18 protein-coding genes, 1 tRNA gene and 1 pseudogene are annotated in these 14,947 nt (G+C 71.8%); 14 read left to right on the forward strand and 6 right to left on the reverse strand.

Features of this window, described 5'->3' with window-relative positions; translation table 11 throughout:
* Nucleotides 1-14 precede the first annotated feature (14 nt).
* Nucleotides 15-521, forward strand: a complete 507-nt coding sequence (locus tag ACFWAR_RS32955) for a cupin domain-containing protein (protein WP_385785277.1) — start codon at nucleotides 15-17, stop codon at nucleotides 519-521.
* On the opposite strand, the gene opcA is transcribed toward ACFWAR_RS32955, so the two are convergent.
* On the reverse strand, nucleotides 470-1,402 hold the full coding sequence (opcA, locus tag ACFWAR_RS32960; RefSeq protein ID WP_385785280.1) for a glucose-6-phosphate dehydrogenase assembly protein OpcA: 933 nt from the start codon (nucleotides 1,400-1,402) through the stop codon (nucleotides 470-472). The genes ACFWAR_RS32955 and opcA overlap by 52 nt on opposite strands.
* Nucleotides 1,403-1,485: 83 nt before the next feature.
* Nucleotides 1,486-3,069, reverse strand: coding sequence for a helicase HerA-like domain-containing protein (locus ACFWAR_RS32965; protein ID WP_385785282.1), 1,584 nt, complete (start codon nucleotides 3,067-3,069; stop codon nucleotides 1,486-1,488).
* Nucleotides 3,070-3,157: 88 nt separating this feature from the next.
* On the opposite strand from ACFWAR_RS32965, the gene ACFWAR_RS32970 reads away from it, so the two are divergent.
* Together ACFWAR_RS32970 and ACFWAR_RS32975 are read left to right on the forward strand one after the other, a co-directional pair.
* A complete protein-coding gene (locus ACFWAR_RS32970) occupies nucleotides 3,158-3,454 on the forward strand; it encodes a type II toxin-antitoxin system VapB family antitoxin (protein ID WP_330331599.1) in 297 nt (98 codons plus the stop codon).
* Nucleotides 3,455-3,579: 125 nt separating this feature from the next.
* Complete coding sequence (locus ACFWAR_RS32975; RefSeq protein ID WP_385785285.1) at nucleotides 3,580-4,248, forward strand: LytR C-terminal domain-containing protein; 669 nt, start codon at nucleotides 3,580-3,582, stop codon at nucleotides 4,246-4,248.
* A gap of 75 nt (nucleotides 4,249-4,323) precedes the next feature.
* Here ACFWAR_RS32975 and upp read toward each other — a convergent pair whose 3' ends face one another.
* On the reverse strand, nucleotides 4,324-4,959 hold the full coding sequence (upp, locus tag ACFWAR_RS32980) for a uracil phosphoribosyltransferase (protein ID WP_351050762.1): 636 nt from the start codon (nucleotides 4,957-4,959) through the stop codon (nucleotides 4,324-4,326).
* Between the two features lie 214 nt (nucleotides 4,960-5,173).
* Here upp and ACFWAR_RS32985 point away from each other — a divergent pair, with 214 nt between their 5' ends.
* The 9 genes from ACFWAR_RS32985 to ACFWAR_RS33025 all read left to right on the forward strand — a co-directional run bounded on the left by ACFWAR_RS32985 (nucleotide 5,174) and on the right by ACFWAR_RS33025 (nucleotide 11,207).
* Nucleotides 5,174-5,371: a hypothetical protein gene (locus ACFWAR_RS32985; RefSeq protein ID WP_354378963.1), complete on the forward strand. Its 198-nt coding sequence runs from the start codon at nucleotides 5,174-5,176 to the stop codon at nucleotides 5,369-5,371.
* 359 nt (nucleotides 5,372-5,730) lie between these two features.
* Nucleotides 5,731-6,288: a hypothetical protein gene (locus tag ACFWAR_RS32990; RefSeq protein WP_385785290.1), complete on the forward strand. Its 558-nt coding sequence runs from the start codon at nucleotides 5,731-5,733 to the stop codon at nucleotides 6,286-6,288.
* 110 nt (nucleotides 6,289-6,398) lie between these two features.
* Nucleotides 6,399-6,827 carry a tRNA adenosine(34) deaminase TadA gene (tadA, locus tag ACFWAR_RS32995; protein WP_385785293.1) on the forward strand — a complete coding sequence of 143 codons (429 nt, stop codon included), beginning with the start codon at nucleotides 6,399-6,401 and terminating at the stop codon, nucleotides 6,825-6,827.
* 81 nt (nucleotides 6,828-6,908) lie between these two features.
* Nucleotides 6,909-6,995 (forward strand) — tRNA-Ser (locus ACFWAR_RS33000).
* 230 nt (nucleotides 6,996-7,225) lie between these two features.
* Nucleotides 7,226-7,513 carry a hypothetical protein gene (locus ACFWAR_RS33005; RefSeq protein WP_385785296.1) on the forward strand — a complete coding sequence of 96 codons (288 nt, stop codon included), beginning with the start codon at nucleotides 7,226-7,228 and terminating at the stop codon, nucleotides 7,511-7,513.
* Nucleotides 7,514-7,874: 361 nt separating this feature from the next.
* Nucleotides 7,875-8,036, forward strand: a complete 162-nt coding sequence (locus ACFWAR_RS33010) for a hypothetical protein (RefSeq protein WP_351050749.1) — start codon at nucleotides 7,875-7,877, stop codon at nucleotides 8,034-8,036.
* Nucleotides 8,037-8,395: 359 nt separating this feature from the next.
* Complete coding sequence (locus tag ACFWAR_RS33015) at nucleotides 8,396-9,259, forward strand: RNA polymerase sigma factor SigF (RefSeq protein WP_385785313.1); 864 nt, start codon at nucleotides 8,396-8,398, stop codon at nucleotides 9,257-9,259.
* 220 nt (nucleotides 9,260-9,479) lie between these two features.
* Complete coding sequence (locus ACFWAR_RS33020) at nucleotides 9,480-10,340, forward strand: RNA polymerase sigma factor SigF (RefSeq protein ID WP_385785299.1); 861 nt, start codon at nucleotides 9,480-9,482, stop codon at nucleotides 10,338-10,340.
* An 84-nt stretch (nucleotides 10,341-10,424) separates the two neighbouring features.
* Nucleotides 10,425-11,207 carry a hypothetical protein gene (locus ACFWAR_RS33025; protein ID WP_385785302.1) on the forward strand — a complete coding sequence of 261 codons (783 nt, stop codon included), beginning with the start codon at nucleotides 10,425-10,427 and terminating at the stop codon, nucleotides 11,205-11,207.
* 18 nt (nucleotides 11,208-11,225) lie between these two features.
* On the opposite strand, the gene ACFWAR_RS33030 is transcribed toward ACFWAR_RS33025, so the two are convergent.
* Nucleotides 11,226-11,444 carry a hypothetical protein gene (locus tag ACFWAR_RS33030; protein WP_385785305.1) on the reverse strand — a complete coding sequence of 73 codons (219 nt, stop codon included), beginning with the start codon at nucleotides 11,442-11,444 and terminating at the stop codon, nucleotides 11,226-11,228.
* A gap of 103 nt (nucleotides 11,445-11,547) precedes the next feature.
* On the opposite strand from ACFWAR_RS33030, the gene ACFWAR_RS33035 reads away from it, so the two are divergent.
* Both ACFWAR_RS33035 and ACFWAR_RS33040 read left to right on the forward strand, forming a co-directional pair.
* Nucleotides 11,548-12,012, forward strand: coding sequence for a MarR family winged helix-turn-helix transcriptional regulator (locus ACFWAR_RS33035; RefSeq protein ID WP_385785316.1), 465 nt, complete (start codon nucleotides 11,548-11,550; stop codon nucleotides 12,010-12,012).
* Nucleotides 12,013-12,027: 15 nt separating this feature from the next.
* On the forward strand, nucleotides 12,028-13,698 hold the full coding sequence (locus ACFWAR_RS33040; protein ID WP_385785307.1) for an MDR family MFS transporter: 1,671 nt from the start codon (nucleotides 12,028-12,030) through the stop codon (nucleotides 13,696-13,698).
* On the opposite strand, the gene ACFWAR_RS33045 is transcribed toward ACFWAR_RS33040, so the two are convergent.
* Together ACFWAR_RS33045 and ACFWAR_RS33050 are read right to left on the reverse strand one after the other, a co-directional pair.
* Nucleotides 13,695-14,306 (reverse strand): TetR/AcrR family transcriptional regulator, encoded by a 612-nt coding sequence (locus tag ACFWAR_RS33045; RefSeq protein WP_385785310.1) that lies wholly within the window; start codon nucleotides 14,304-14,306, stop codon nucleotides 13,695-13,697. The two genes, ACFWAR_RS33040 and ACFWAR_RS33045, sit on opposite strands and share 4 nt — an antisense overlap.
* A 93-nt stretch (nucleotides 14,307-14,399) precedes the next feature.
* Nucleotides 14,400-14,947 (reverse strand): annotated as a pseudogene (locus ACFWAR_RS33050) (glycosyl transferase); the annotation flags it as partial.

Raw genomic sequence — 14,947 nt, forward strand, 5'->3', positions numbered from 1 at the left:
GTAGATTAAGGGACATGAACACCGAAGCCGCACAGCAGACCGCGCACCTGACCCGCTCCGCCACCGCCGAGGCCATCTCCGACGCCCCCGGCAGCCTGATCACCCTGCTCGCCGATTCCGACACCACCGGCGGCGCGCTGACCTGCAACACCGCGGTCTTCGAGGAGGGCGCGGCCGGCGCCCCGGTGCACTTCCACACCAAGGCGACCGAGTTCTTCTTCGTGACCTCGGGGCAGCTCGACGTGCTGGTCGGGGACGAGGTCCAGACGCTGGGCGAGGGCGACTTCCTCGCCGTCCCGCCCGGCGTCAAGCACGCCTTCGCGCCCGCCGCCGGGCACACCGCGGAGGTCCTCGTCGGCTTCACGCCCGGCATGGGCCGCTTCGACTACTACCGGCTGCTGGGCCGGGTCAACGCGGGCGAGGCCACCGTCCAGGACATCAAGGACTCCTCGCCCGTGTACGACAACCACTACGCCGAGAGCGCCGCCTGGAGCGGCCGCCGGCGCAGCGCCGAGCCGTAGGTCTCGTCGGCGTCCAGGCGCCGCAGCTCCTCCGCGATCAGCTCGGCGTCGCTGCGGATCTTCAGCGCGACCGTACGGTCCGGACTGCCCGGCAGCACCAGCGTCGCCAGCGCCCCCTTGGGCCGGTCCACCCGTATCTCGCCGCCCGTGGTCTCCAGCCGGACGCGGGTGATGACGGGACCCTCGGTGGTCACCCGGGTGAAGGGCACCCCGAGCCGGTCCTCCAACCAGCGGGCGAGCAGCTCGGCGCTCGGGTTGTCCCCCTCGCTCTCCACGGACCCGCCGGTCACCGGCAGCGGCTTCTGGTCCAGCGCCGCGGCCAGCAGCGCCCGCCAGGGCGTCAGCCGGGTCCACGCCAGATCGGTGTCCCCGGGGGCGTACACCGCGGCGCGCTCGTCCAGCACCGCGACCGGGTCCAGCGCCGCCTGCGCGTCGGTGATCCGGCGCTTGGCCAGCGCGCCCAGCGCGTCCCGGGCCGGATCGGCCGGGGCGTCGGCGGGCCACCAGGCCACGACGGGCGCGTCCGGCACCAGCAGCGGCAGCACCACGGAACCGGGGTGGCCGGTCAGTTCGCCGTGCAGCCGCAGCAGGACGACCTCACCGCTCCCCGCGTCCGAGCCGACCCGCAGCTCCGCGTCGAGCCGGGTCTGGCGCAGCTTGTGCGGGCCCCGCGAGGTCCGCTTGATGACCGCGATGATCCGGCAGGGGTGCTCGCGCGAGGCCTCCGAGGCCGCGCGGACGGCGTCGTAGGCGTTCTCCTCGTCGGTGACCACGACCAGGGTCAGGACGAGGCCCATGGTCGGGCTGCCCACGGCCCGACGGGCCTCCAGGAGGGCCCGGTTTACCCGGCTGGACGTGGTGTCGGTGAGTTCGGTCCGCATCCCAGGAGTCTCTCAGCGTCCGGTACGGCGACGTCACCCGGATGGCTCGATTCCCGCTGGAAGCACCGGTGCGGTCCCCGACCTCAGCGGCGCCGCTTCGCCGTGCCGAAGATCGAGCGGGAGATCTCCCGGCCCAGCTGGGTCCCGATCGAGCGGGCCAGCGAGCGGAACAGCCCGCTGCCCACCACCTGTTCGGCCAGCGAGGGATCCGGCTTCGGAGCGCTGCGCGCCGCCTTCTCGGCCGCCTTCGCCTCCTTCTCCGCCTCCGCCGCGGCAGCCGCCGCCTCGGCCGCGGCCTCGGCGGCCGCCTGTTCGGCGCCGATCTTCTCGTACGCCGATTCCCGGTCGATCGGCTCGGCGTAGCGCGAGTAGAGCAGCGAGGCCTTCACCGCCTGGTCGAGGGCGGTCGGCTCGATGGGCCCCATCAGGGACTGCGGCGCGCGCAGCCGGGTCGCGGCCACCGGTGTCGGCGCGCCCTTCTCGCTCAGCACGGTGACGACGGCCTCGCCGGTGCCCAGCTGGGTGAGGAGCTCCTCCAGGTCGTACTCCGAATTGGGGAACGTCTTCACCGTCGCCTTGAGGGCCTTGGCGTCGTCCGGGGTGAAGGCGCGCAGCGCGTGCTGGACCCGGTTGCCGAGCTGCGCGAGGACGTCGGCGGGCACGTCCTTCGGCGTCTGCGTCACGAAGAAGATGCCCACGCCCTTGGACCGGATCAGCCGGACGGTCTGGGTGATGGACTCGAGGAACGCCTTGGACGCGCCGTTGAAGAGCAGGTGCGCCTCGTCGAAGAAGAAGACGAGCTTGGGCTGCTCCAGGTCGCCGACCTCCGGCAGGTCCGTGTAGAGGTCCGCGAGCAGCCACATGAGGAAGGTGGAGAAGAGCTGCGGTTTGTCCTGGACGGCGGGCAGCTCCAGCACGGAGACCGTGCCGCGCCCGTCCGCGGCCGTACGGAGGAATTCACTGGTGTCGAATTCCGGCTCCCCGAAGAACTCCGAGGCACCCTGCTGCTCGAACGCCGTGAGCGCGCGCAGGATCACCCCGGCGGTGACCGTGGAGAGCCCGCCGATCCCCTTCAGCTCGGGTTTCCCCTGGTCGGAGACGAGGAACGCGACGGTGGCCCGCAGGTCCTTGAGGTCGATGAGTTCCAGGCCCTTGGCATCGGCGTAGTGGAAGATGAGGCCGAGCGACTGTTCCTGCGTCTGGTTGAGCTGGAGCACCTTCGACATCAGCACCGGACCGAAACTGGTCACGGTCGCCCGGACCGGGATTCCCGGGCCGATCCCGCCCAGCGCGTAGAACTCGCAGGGGTGACCCGTGGGCTGCCAGTCCTGCGCCACGTCCTTCGCCCGCTCCTGGACCTTCTCGCCGGGCAGGCCCGGGGCCGAGATGCCGGAGACGTCGCCCTTCACGTCGGCGAGGAAGACGGGCACCCCGTTCGCCGAGAGCTGCTCGGCGATCAGCTGGAGGGTCTTGGTCTTGCCGGTGCCGGTCGCACCCGCCACCAGGCCGTGGCGGTTGAGCATGGACAGCGGGATGCGGATCTGGTGGTCCGGCAGGCAGGTCCCGTCCCAGAGCAGGGCCCCCAGGTCGAGTGCCGGTCCGGTGAAGGCGTACCCGGAAACGATCCGGTCGGCCGTTTCGCTGCTCTCGTGGCTGCTCTCGCTCATGCATCACTCCCGTAATAGGGCTATCTGCCACTTTTGCACCAGGGAGGCGAGGCTGCGCCCGCAGGCCCTTGACCGGTAGGCTTTCCGTGTGATCTTCAAGCGCATCGGAAGCGGCCGGCCGTACCCCGACCACGGCAGGGAAACCACCCGGCAGTGGGCGGACGTAGCCCCGCGCCCGGTCCGGCTCGACCAGCTGGTGACCACCAAGGGGCAGCTGGACCTCGAAACGCTGCTCGCCGAGGACTCGACCTTCTACGGCGACCTCTTCGCGCACGTCGTGAAGTGGCAGGGCGACCTCTACCTGGAGGACGGGCTGCACCGCGCCGTCCGCGCCGCGCTCCAGCAGCGCCAGGTGCTGCACGCGCGCGTCCTCGAAATGGGCTGAGCACCCGCCGCACGCGGCCGGGTCGGGTGCCGGGAATCCCCGGGATTGCGCCTTTCGGGTCTCCCTTGGCCTATGAACAGATCATTTAGTAGGCATCGTCACCGGGCCGCACTACGCTGCCGCCCATGAGCATGCTCACTCCCCCCGGCATGGGCGGAAAGTACCGCGTCACGGGAGCTGCCTACCCCCGCATGCACCGTCCCCGGCGTCGCCGGAGGATCGTGTTCGCCGTGCTCGGTGCGGTCGTCGCGCTCGCGCTGCTCGGCTACGGGGCACTGCAGCTCATCGGCGTCTTCCGGGGCGACGGCAAACGCCCCGCGGCCACGGCCGCCAAGGACTGCACGAAGGTCGCCAAGGCGGGGACCGCGGGCGGCGCGCGGGGCGAACCGGCCGCCGCGCCCAAGGCCAGCCCGGCCGTCGCCCTGCCGCAGCCCGGCCAGATCACCGTCAACGTCTACAACGCCACCCCGCGCGCGGGGCTGGCCAAGGCCGTCGGCGACGAACTGAAGAAACGCGGCTTCGTCATCGGCCAGGTCGGCAACGCCCCGGCCGACTTCGACAAGAAGGTCACCGGGGCCGGGATACTGCTGGGCTCGCCCAAGACCGACAAGGCCGTCTTCTCCGTGCTCGGCGCGCAGCTGGCCGGCGCCACACCGCAGACCGACGCGCGCGAAGGCGCGGACGTCGACCTGATCCTCGGCGACTCCTTCAAGGAACTGACGAAGAAGGAGGACGCGGACAAGACGCTGGCCCTCCTGGCCCATCCGAGGCCCGCGCCCGCCGCGACCTGCTGACGTGCCCGCCCGCTGACGCGCCGGAGCGCCCCCGAGCCGTGCTCGGGGGCGCTCCGGGCAGAACCGCCGTCGCCGCTATTCCGCGGAGCCGTACATGCGGTCGCCCGCGTCGCCCAGGCCCGGCACGATGTAGCCGTGCTCGTTGAGGCGCTCGTCCACGGCGGCCGTCACGACGGTCACCGGCGCGCCCGCCAGCTCGCGCTCCATGACCTCGACGCCCTCGGGCGCGGCCAGCAGCACCACGGCGGTGACGTCGTCGGCGCCGCGCTTGATCAGTTCCTGGATCGCCGCGACCAGCGTGCCGCCGGTGGCGAGCATCGGGTCGACGACGTAGACCTGGCGCCCGGAGAGGTCCTCGGGCATGCGCGTCGCGTACGTGGAGGCCTCCAGGGTCTCCTCGTTGCGGACCATGCCCAGGAAGCCGACCTCGGCGGTGGGCAGCAGCCGCACCATGCCGTCGAGCATGCCGAGACCGGCGCGCAGGATCGGCACCACGAGGGGGCGCGGGTAGGAGAGCTTGACGCCCGTCGTCGGGCCGACCGGAGTCGTGATGTCGCTCTGCTCGGTGCGCACGTCCCGGGTGGCCTCGTAGGCGAGCAGGGTCACCAGCTCGTCGGCGAGCCGCCGGAAGGTCGGGGAGTCCGTGCGCTGGTCGCGCAGAGTGGTGAGTTTGTGCGCCACCAGCGGGTGGTCGACGACATGAATCCGCATGACTCCACAGTAACCGGGCGGACCGCCTCCGGAGCCCCCGCGAACGGGCCACGGCCTGTGACCTGTCCCCGGACGGCGTCCCGGCCGCTCGTGTGACCTGCCGAAATGCCGCGGATGCACTGGCATCAATGCGCGGGTCCGGGGGAAGGTGGGTGGCGGGGGGTCTGCTTCGCGACGCGGAGGAGGACGACCGGACCAGCCGGGGTGGTGGCCGATGCCCGACGTTCAGCCGACCGAAGAGGACAGGGAAGCACCGCAGCCGCAGGAGAGCGCCGCGCAGCGACGAGCGCGACGCGCGCAGTTCCTGCGCGATCTCAACGAGGCCCGCGAGCTGCGCGACCGGGTACAGCCCCGACGCGCCCGCGCGGCCCGGATGCGCCAGCAGATGCGGATGCGCACCTTCCGCTGGTGACGCGTGCCGACGCGTGCCCGGGCGGCGCCCGCGGGGCCGCCCGTCCGGTGTCCGCAGGGGGATCCGCGCGACCGCGCCCGGCCTCCGCCACGCCCGCCCGTACATCGCTCGCGCCACCCCGGACGCCCCCCGCACAGCTCCCCCGAGCGACCCGCGCGCCCCCGCCGGACACCCCCCGAGCAGCCCACCGGCGACACGGCACGGCACGACGCAAGCGCGGAAGACCTCTCGCAAAGCCGCTGTTTCTGCCACGATGCCGATTGGGCGGGGCACGACGGCGAGCACGACGGCCGTTCGACCCCATCCTCCGGCCGGGGGGACCTCCATCCGGCACGCCTATCACCAGTGGGAGAGTCACGGTGTACTTCGCCGCACTGCTCGCGCGCACCGAAGACGGGTGGGAAGCGAGCGACACGGATCTCGACAACGTCGAGTCGCTGACCGATCTGATCGATCTCGCCCGTTCCACCGCTGTCGATGACGACACGGTGGTCGCCCTCATCGAGCAGGAGGACGCCTGGTTCGGCGTCGTCCGCGTGGACGGGGAGGAGGACCCGCGGATCTTCGTCTCCAACGCCGCCGCGGCCTCCCGCAGCTCCTACGGCTCGATGCTCACCGAAGAGCTGCTCGGCAGCGACGAGGAGGAAGACGAACTCGACGAGCTGGACCTCGACGGCACCGAGGACGGCGAGCAGGACGTGGTCGCCGTGTTCGAGCAAGGGTCCTCCACCGAGGACGACATCGACGACGACGAGGACACCGGCGCCGAGCCGGTGCCCGCGGGGCCGCTCGGCGACCCCCGGCTGCTCGACGACCTCGGAGTGGGCCACAAGGAACTGCTGGACCTCGACGGGGACGCGCTCTCGCAGATCGCCGAATCGCTCGGCGCGACCGAGGTGCTGGAGGCCGTCCGCTAGTGGGCCCTTCGCACCACCCCGTCCCCGACCCCCCTGTCCACCCCGACCTCGACCCCGGATCCGACCCCGGCGCCGGATCCGATCCGGTCCGGGACCCGTGGCGGACCTCCATGCGCCTGGCGCTGTCGGAGGCCGCCCGGGCGGTACCGGCCGGTGACGTACCGGTCGGCGCCGTCGTGCTCGGCCCGGACGGGAGCGTGCTCTCGACCGGGTACAACGAACGCGAGGCGACCGGTGATCCGACCGCGCACGCCGAAGTGGTCGCCATCCGCCGGGCCGCCGCGCGGCTCGGCGAGTGGCGGCTGCCCGGGTGCACCCTCGTGGTGACCCTGGAGCCCTGCGTGATGTGCGCGGGGGCGCTCGTACAGTCCCGGGTCGCCCGCGTCGTCTACGGCGCGGGCGACGAGAAGGCGGGCGCCGCCGGGTCGCTCTGGGACCTCGTGCGGGACCGCCGGCTCAACCACCGGCCCGAGGTGATCTCCGGCGTGCTCGCCGAGGAGTGCGCGCGGCAGCTGACGGGCTTCTTCCGGAACCTCTGAACGCACCCTCCGGGGGGACGGTCCACCCCCCGCCGCCTATCGATTTCAGAGCACGGCCCACCTTGGGCTAAGCTCTCTCTCGGTAGCGTGTCCGAGCGGCCGAAGGAGCACGCCTCGAAAGCGTGTGATGGTGCAAGCTATCCGTGGGTTCAAATCCCACCGCTACCGCTCTGGTCCGAGAGCCCCGCCCCGCAAGGGTCGGGGCTCTCGGCGTTCCAGGACCCGGCGCTCGGCCCCGCGCGGCCCGGCGATCGACCCCGCGCGGCCCGGCGATCGGCGCTCGGGGGGCCGGCTCCGCGCCGCGTCCGGGCGCCCCCGACGTACTCCGCACCGGTGAGCCGGGAGCCGCGCCGGACCGGGCGTGCGTGACCGGGCGGGTGCTCGGCCGTTGACACGGCATGACCAAGACCCAGCGCATGCTCGCCGCCCTGGCCCTCGCGGGCGCCACGGCGGGCTTCGCCGCCGCCACCGCTCCCGTCGCCTCCGCCGCCCCGATCACCCTGCCGGACCTGCCGGTCGCCCCCGGCACGCCCGAGGGAGCGACGCCCCGGTCGGTCCAGGAGATCGGCGCGAAGGTCAGCGAGCCACTGCAGCAGCTCAACCAGCTGATGACCCTGCCCGACCAGCTCTCGCCGCTGACGGACACGGTGGCGCCGGTGACCAACCTGGCGACCGGCATCGAGTAGGGGGCCAACGCGTAGAAGGCCCCGACCGGAGTCGGGGCCTTCGTACGGTTGGGACGGGGGAAGTGACATCGGGGGGACAAGTCACTTCCCCCGATGAGGACGGAACCTGCCAGCCCGAGCCGCAGTCAGGGGGGAAGCTTGCGGCTCGGACCCCGCAGTGAGGTCCTGTCCCTCGCTCACCGATTTCCTGCCAGAACCGGTGGGCTCGTCTTCAATCCTGCCCCTCCCACCCCCCTCCCCGCAGCGGCAAAGGGCCTGGACCGCCGGGTCATTGGTCCTTAAAGGACAGGTGAGTGATCGAACCCGAGCGGTTAGACTCACTCGACGTTGCAAGGCTTGGCAGGGGAGGCCGAACCCGCTCGTGGACATCAAAAAGATCGTCGTGGGCGGACTCGTCGTCTTCGTGCTCTATGTGATCATCACTCAACCGGTCAAAGCGGCGGAATTCGTTCAGATCGGATTCCAGGGCATCTCGGATGCCGCTTCCGGTATCGGCCAGTTCATGACCGAACTGGTGCGCTGAACCCGTACGCCGTTGCGGCTTCCGGACCTCCGGTCCCCCACTCCGACGGGTGGGGGGCCTTTCGCGTTCCCCCTCCCAGCTCCCCGTTCGATTTCACATTGCCCCTGAATGCCCGCCAAATGCCCAACTTGCCCTCAACACGGCGATATACGGTGCTTGCGCACAGTGCACATGTCTTGTGATGCTATGACCGCTTTTGACTGATTGGTTAACTTGACTGAAGGGGTGGCGTGACCGTGCCGGCCAGTACTGCGCCTCAGGTGCCACCCCAGCAGGACCCCCAGGACGATCCACCGTCCGATGCGGTCGGCGCCCTCCTGGCAGTGGCAGCCGCCGACACCGCGGACGGGGCCGCCGCCGTGGACCCGGCGAGCGGCGCGGACCCGGCGACCACCGCCACCGCGACCACCACCGTCACCACCACCCCCTTCGCCCCCATCGCCCCGCGCGCGCCCAGCACCCGGGGCGCCGACACCCGGGCCCTCACCCAGGTGCTCTTCGGACGGCTCAAGGGCCTGGAACCGGGCACCAGCGAGCACGGCCGGGTGCGGGGAGCCCTCATCGAGGCGAACCTCCCGCTCGTCCGGTACGCGGCCGCCCGCTTCCGCAGCCGCAACGAGCCCATGGAGGACGTCGTCCAGGTGGGCACGATCGGGCTCATCAACGCGATCGACCGGTTCGATCCGGAACGCGGGGTCCAGTTCCCCACCTTCGCCATGCCGACCGTCGTGGGCGAGATCAAGCGGTACTTCCGCGACAACGTCCGCACCGTGCACGTCCCGCGCCGCCTCCACGAGCTGTGGGTCCAGGTCAACGCGGCCACCGAGGACCTCACCACGCTCCACGGCCGCATGCCCACGACCCCCGAGATCGCCGAGCGGCTGCGCATCGGCGAGGACGAGGTGCTGTCCTGCATCGAGGCGGGCCGCTCGTACCACGCGACCTCGCTCGAAGCCGCCCAGGAGGGCGACGGCATGCCCGGCCTGCTCGACCGGCTCGGCTACGAGGACCCCGAGCTGACCGGGGTCGAGCACCGCGACCTGGTCCGCCACCTGCTCGTCCAGCTGCCCGAGCGCGAGCAGCGGATCCTGCTGCTGCGCTACTACAGCAACTTGACACAGTCGCAGATCAGCGCGGAGCTGGGGGTTTCCCAGATGCACGTGTCCCGGCTGCTCGCCCGGAGCTTCGCGCGACTGCGGTCCGCAAACAGGATCGAGGCGTAACCGGAACGGGTGAAAGCCTCCGGACGCTTTACCGACAGAACCGCTGACACCCCTTCTGTCGCTGGAGTTATATGTCGACTTGGCGCTACAGCGTGTTGCCGACATGTGACATTCTGCTGGAACCGCGTTTGCCGCAGCCCCGCCTCCGGTATTCAGGTGGAGGCTGCGTTCCTCCGACGGGCGCGCCCGCCGCGACCGTCCGCGATCCCAAGGGGGTGGCATGTCCGTAGAACTGGGCAGCTCCAAGGTGCTCACGCTCGTCAAGAGCGAGACGCCGGCTGTGTCCGAACGCACGGAAGCCCCGCCAGCGCCCACAGCGCCCAATGACACCCGCACGCTCTCCCGCTCCCTGTTCCACCGGCTCGCCGCGCTGGACGCGGACAGTCCCGACCGGGCGTACGTGCGCGACACCCTGATCGAGCTGAACCTGCCCCTGGTGCGCTACGCGGCGGCCCGCTTCCGCAGCCGCAACGAGCCGATGGAGGACATCGTCCAGGTCGGCACGATCGGCCTGATCAAGGCGATCGACCGGTTCGACTGCGAACGCGGCGTGGAGTTCCCGACCTTCGCCATGCCGACCGTCGTGGGCGAGATCAAGCGCTTCTTCCGCGACACCTCCTGGTCCGTCCGCGTCCCGCGCCGGCTCCAGGAGCTGCGCCTCGCGCTGACCAAGGCGAGCGACGAGCTGGCCCAGAAGCTGGACCGCTCGCCGACCGTGCCCGAGCTGGCCGCCGTGCTCGGGGTCTCGGAGGAGGACGTCGTCGACGGCCTCGCCGTCGGCAACGCGTACACCGCGTCCTCGCTGGACTCGCCCTCGCCGGAGGACGAGGGCGGCGAAGGCTCGCTCGCGGACCGCCTCGGCTACGAGGACACCGCGCTCGAAGGCGTCGAGTACCGCGAGTCGCTCAAGCCGCTGCTCGCCAAACTGCCGCCCCGGGAACGGCAGATCATCATGCTGCGCTTCTTCGCGAACATGACCCAGTCGCAGATCGGCGAGGAAGTCGGCATCTCGCAGATGCACGTCTCCCGGCTGCTGACCCGCACCCTGGCGCAGCTGCGCCAGGGCCTGATCGGCGAGTAGCCCGGACCGCGGGCACGTCGGGCGAGCCGGGTCACCATGCCGCGGGCGCTTCCCAATTGACGATCCGTCAGGAAAACTGGCGCGATGCGAAAGGGATCGCTCACCCTGCTTGCCGTGTGCGTGACCGCCGCGACCCTGACGGGCTGCGGCGGTCCGCCGCGCGACGGTTACGTCGCCGTGGGCGCCGCCGCTCCCGGCCCCGAGCGGGGCGCGGGGGAGACCGTGGCCCCCAAGGGCGCGGTGGAGTACCAACCCCTCTCCGGCCCCGCGGGCGCGGGCGCTTCCGCCCCGTCCGGCAGTACGTCGCCCGATGCCCCGGGAAACCCGCCGACCGCCGGCTCCGGCGCGGGCGGAGCCGTCCCGGGCGCCCCCACGGGCTCCGCGAGCACCCCCGGATCCCCCACGGCGGGCGGACCGGGCAACACCCCCGGCACCACCGCACCCCCACCCGCCACGGGCAACGGCGGCGCGGGCACGTCCGGCGGATCGGGCGGCTCCGGCACGTCAGGTGGCTCCGGCGGCTCGACCACGCCCCCGCCGCCCAAGCCCCCGGCGGCGACCCCGGCCCGGCTCCAGCTCGGCGCTCCCGCCCGCTCGGCGGCCGCGGACCGCTGGTGCGAGCGGGTCGGCGTCACCTTCACCAACACGGGCACCACGGCCGCCCGTTCGGGCACGGTGACCTTCTCCACCCACATCATCGGCGCGCTCGGCATCGACTGGGCCACGATCACCTCGACCCAGCCCCTGCCCGCACCGATCGCGGGCGGGGCGGCGAGGACGCAGACGTACACGGTGTGCGTGGAGTCCTGGCGGGTGCCCCTGGGCATGCACATCGAGACCCAGCGGGTCACCGCCACCTGGAGCTGAGCCGCCCGCGCGGGCGTCCTACCTCAGCGCGAGCCAGGCGACGACGCCGATGACGACAGCGAGTGCGACCACGACGGCCAGCCACGCCCCCGTCCGGGAAGCCTGCTGCCGGTGCGAGGCGGCCGCGGCCGCCGGACGGGCGGCCTCCGCCTCGTCCACGAAGGCACGGAACATCTGGGTGCTGCCCGCGGGGTCGTAGTTGCCCTCGGGGCCCTGGGAGTTGGTGTGTGCAGCCATGGCTCAGGACCCTAGCGGGTTTTCCGATTCCTTTACCGCCTTCCACCCCGGATTCATTTGCCTGTAGCAACCATCTGCTTCTATGGTTGCTCAAAGCAACAAGATGGGGGAGGGGAGCACGGTGCTCACGCGAGACGACACACGGACCGGCACGCAGTACGCGCTGTACGAAGAGCTGGCCCGCCAGCTCACGGGCATCGGCGCGATCAAGCGCGACCTCGCCCGTACCCTCCCGCCGGACTGCCCGCCCGGTTCCGCCGCCGTGCTCACCGTCCTCGACCGGCACGGCGAGATGCGGCTGAGCCGCCTCGCCGAGCTGCTCGCCATCGACATCTCGGTCACCAGCCGCCACGTGGCCCACGTGGCCGAGCGCGGCTGGATCGCCCGCGACGCCGACCCCGGCGACGGCCGGTGCCGGATCCTGCGCCTCACCCCCGCGGGCCGGAGCCTGCTCCGCGAACTCGGCGTCCGCTACACGGCCGCCCTGGAGCGGACGCTGGGCGACTGGTCCGCCGAGGACGTCACCACCTTGACCACCCTGCTGGCCCGACTCCGATCGAGCTTCTAGAACATAAGGATTCACATGGCTACGACCACACCCACCGGTGTGCGGGGAGGCGGCCAGTCGGAGCCCATGCCCGACGGCGCACCCATGACGCACCCGCAGATCATGAAGGCGCTGTCCGGGCTGATGCTCGGCATGTTCGTGGCGATCCTCTCCTCCACGATCGTCTCCAACGCGCTGCCGCAGATCATCAGCGATCTCGGCGGCACCCAGTCCTCCTACACCTGGGTGGTCACCGCCGCCCTGCTGTCGATGACCGCCGCGACCCCCCTGTGGGGCAAGCTGTCCGACCTCTTCAGCAAGAAGCTGCTGGTCCAGATATCCCTGGTGATCTACGTCCTCGGCTCGGTCGTCGCGGGCCTGTCCCAGAACACCGGCATGCTGATCGCCTGCCGGGTGGTCCAGGGCATCGGCGTCGGCGGCCTGTCCGCCCTCGCCCAGATCGTGATGGCCGCGATGATCTCCCCGCGCGAGCGCGGGCGCTACAGCGGCTACCTCGGCGCGGTCTTCGCCGTCGCCACCGTCGGCGGACCGCTGCTCGGCGGGGTCATCACCGACACCGAGTGGCTCGGCTGGCGCTGGTGCTTCTACGTCGGCGTGCCCTTCGCGATCATCGCGCTGATCGTCCTCCAGAAGACCCTGCGGCTCCCGGTCGTCCGCCGCGACGTCAAGGTCGACTGGCTCGGCGCCTTCCTCATCAGCGCCGCCGTCTCCACCCTGCTGATCTGGGTCACCCAGGCCGGCACCTCGTACGACTGGATCTCCTGGCAGACCTGGACGATGACCGGCGGGGCCGTGGTCCTCGGACTGCTCTTCCTCCTCGTCGAGTCCAAGGCGAGCGACCCGATCATCCCGCTGCGCCTCTTCCGCAACAAGACCATCACCCTGGCCTCGGCCGCCTCGCTGTTCGTCGGCGTCGCGATGTTCTCGGGCACCGTGTTTTTCAGTCAGTTCTTCCAGTTGGCCCGCGGTGAGAGCCCGACGATGTCCGGAATCCTCACGATTCCGATGATCGGCGGCCTGTTCGTCTCCTCCACTGTTTCCGGTCAGGTCATCACCAAGACCGGCAAGTGGAAGGCGTTCCTCGTCGCCGGCGGCGTCCTGCTGAGCGCCGGACTGGGCCTGCTCGGCACCCTGCGCTACGACACCCCGTACTGGCACATCGCGATCTACATGGCGCTGACCGGCCTCGGTCTCGGCATGATGATGCAGAACCTGGTCCTCGCCACCCAGAACCAGGTGGCCCCCCAGGACCTCGGCGCGGCCAGCTCGGTCGTCACCTTCTTCCGTTCGCTCGGCGGCGCCGTGGGCGTCTCCGCGCTCGGCGCGGTGATGGCGAACCGGGTGACGCACTACGTCAAGGACGGCCTGGCCGAGCTGGGCCCGAAGGCCGCGGCGATGGGTCACGGCGGCACCGGCGGCGGGGCCATCCCCGACCTGAAGACGCTGCCCGCGCCCTTCCGCACGGTCATCGAGTCCGCCTACGGCCACGGCGTCGGCGACGTCTTCCTCTACGCCGCCCCGACCGCGCTGCTCGCGCTGGTGCTGGTGGTCTTCATCAAGGAGGTCGCGCTGCGCTCGAAGCCGATGGCCGAGGCTCCGGTCGCCGCTTCCCCGGCCGCCGGTACGGCCGCCGCCCCGGTGGTCGCCGAGGCCCAGGTGCCGGCCCGTTCCGAGTCGATCGGTTAAGGACCCGTCTTCGCCTCGATGCCCGCGATGAGGACGTCGAGGGCGAAGTGGAAGTCGCCCTCGGGCGCCCGCCGGACCGGACCCCCACAGCCGTGCAGGAACTGCGACACGGCGAGGTGGGCTCCGGTCCGGCCCGCGTTCGTCAGCCCGGTGGCGTCGAGCAGTCGCAGCAGCGCCGCGTCGAAGGCCCGGGCGTGCGGGCCGATGTTGGGGTACTCGGCGGCCAGCGTCGCCACCCACGGCCGCTCGGCGAGCAGCCCGCGGTATCCGCAGGCCAGCGAACGCAGCCGGGCGGGCCATCCCGCGGCGGGCGAGTCCGCGGGCAGGGTCAGCTCGCCCAGGGCGCTGTCCAGGGCGAGTTCCAGCAGGTCGTGCTTGGTGTCGACGTACCAGTACAGGGACATCGCGGTCACTCCGAGGCGGCCCGCGAGGCGGCGCATGGAGAAGCGGGCCAGCCCGTCGGTGTCGAGCAGCCCGACCGCGGCGCCGGTGATCCGGTCCCGGTCCAGTCCGGAGGTGTCCTCGCTGCGCCGTCTGGCCCCGGAGGCGGGCCGCGCGGCCAGCCACACGCTGGTCCGGATGGTCACGGGGTCCGCCGTGGTGGCCATGGAGGCACCCTCCTCAAGACAGGTGGATCGACCCGGAATGCCCGGTCCGCCCTCTTGACGATGCTAGAGGGTGCCCCTCGTGTTGTGGTCGGATCAGGACGGGGTGAGGTCGTAGAAGGTGGCTCCCCCCACCGTGGTGGACCGGTAGTTGGCCTTCACCCAGGTCTCGATGGCGCTGCTCGCACCGCCTCCGGGGCCCCCGCCGCCGCGGGTGACGGCCCGGCCGCCGGCCCCTGCTCCGGTGCCTTCCTCCGTGCCCTGGCCGATGAAGTAGTGGATCTTCCCGGCCTTCACGTACGCCTGGAACTGCGCCAGGGTCGGTGACGGGTCGCTGCCGTTGAAGCCGCCGATCGGCATGACCGGCTCGCCCGAGGCCAGCTGGTAGCTCGCGGCGTTCTGCGCACCGACGGCCGCGGCCGCCCAGGTGTAGCGGTCCGCGTCCGCGCGCAGGGCCGCCGTGGCCGCCGCGCTCGTCCTCGTACCGCCCAGCAGCCCGCCCATGCCCCCGCCGCCACCCGCGCGGCCCCCGCCGGGACCGCCGCCGAAGCCGCCCTCGACCGGGGCTCCCGTACCGGCGCCGCCCGGGGCGCCCTGGCCCGCGGGACCGCCGCCCGGCGCCGCGGCGCCCCGCCCGGGACCCC

The organism is Streptomyces sp. NPDC059917, assembly GCF_042730635.1.
Lineage (GTDB): Bacteria > Actinomycetota > Actinomycetes > Streptomycetales > Streptomycetaceae > Streptomyces.

Coding starts and splice junctions, on each gene's coding strand:
- ACFWAR_RS33020 (WP_385785299.1), top strand. CDS start 9,480: ATGTCCGTAGAACTGGGCAGCTCCAAGGTGCTCACGCTCGTCAAGAGC.
- ACFWAR_RS33040 (WP_385785307.1), top strand. CDS start 12,028: ATGGCTACGACCACACCCACCGGTGTGCGGGGAGGCGGCCAGTCGGAG.
- ACFWAR_RS32975 (WP_385785285.1), top strand. CDS start 3,580: ATGAGCATGCTCACTCCCCCCGGCATGGGCGGAAAGTACCGCGTCACG.
- opcA (WP_385785280.1), bottom strand. CDS start 1,402: ATGCGGACCGAACTCACCGACACCACGTCCAGCCGGGTAAACCGGGCC.
- ACFWAR_RS33045 (WP_385785310.1), bottom strand. CDS start 14,306: ATGGCCACCACGGCGGACCCCGTGACCATCCGGACCAGCGTGTGGCTG.
- upp (WP_351050762.1), bottom strand. CDS start 4,959: ATGCGGATTCATGTCGTCGACCACCCGCTGGTGGCGCACAAACTCACC.
- ACFWAR_RS33030 (WP_385785305.1), bottom strand. CDS start 11,444: ATGGCTGCACACACCAACTCCCAGGGCCCCGAGGGCAACTACGACCCC.
- ACFWAR_RS32965 (WP_385785282.1), bottom strand. CDS start 3,069: ATGAGCGAGAGCAGCCACGAGAGCAGCGAAACGGCCGACCGGATCGTT.
- ACFWAR_RS32955 (WP_385785277.1), top strand. CDS start 15: ATGAACACCGAAGCCGCACAGCAGACCGCGCACCTGACCCGCTCCGCC.
- tadA (WP_385785293.1), top strand. CDS start 6,399: ATGCGCCTGGCGCTGTCGGAGGCCGCCCGGGCGGTACCGGCCGGTGAC.
- ACFWAR_RS32985 (WP_354378963.1), top strand. CDS start 5,174: ATGCCCGACGTTCAGCCGACCGAAGAGGACAGGGAAGCACCGCAGCCG.
- ACFWAR_RS33005 (WP_385785296.1), top strand. CDS start 7,226: ATGACCAAGACCCAGCGCATGCTCGCCGCCCTGGCCCTCGCGGGCGCC.
- ACFWAR_RS33035 (WP_385785316.1), top strand. CDS start 11,548: ATGGGGGAGGGGAGCACGGTGCTCACGCGAGACGACACACGGACCGGC.
- ACFWAR_RS33025 (WP_385785302.1), top strand. CDS start 10,425: ATGCGAAAGGGATCGCTCACCCTGCTTGCCGTGTGCGTGACCGCCGCG.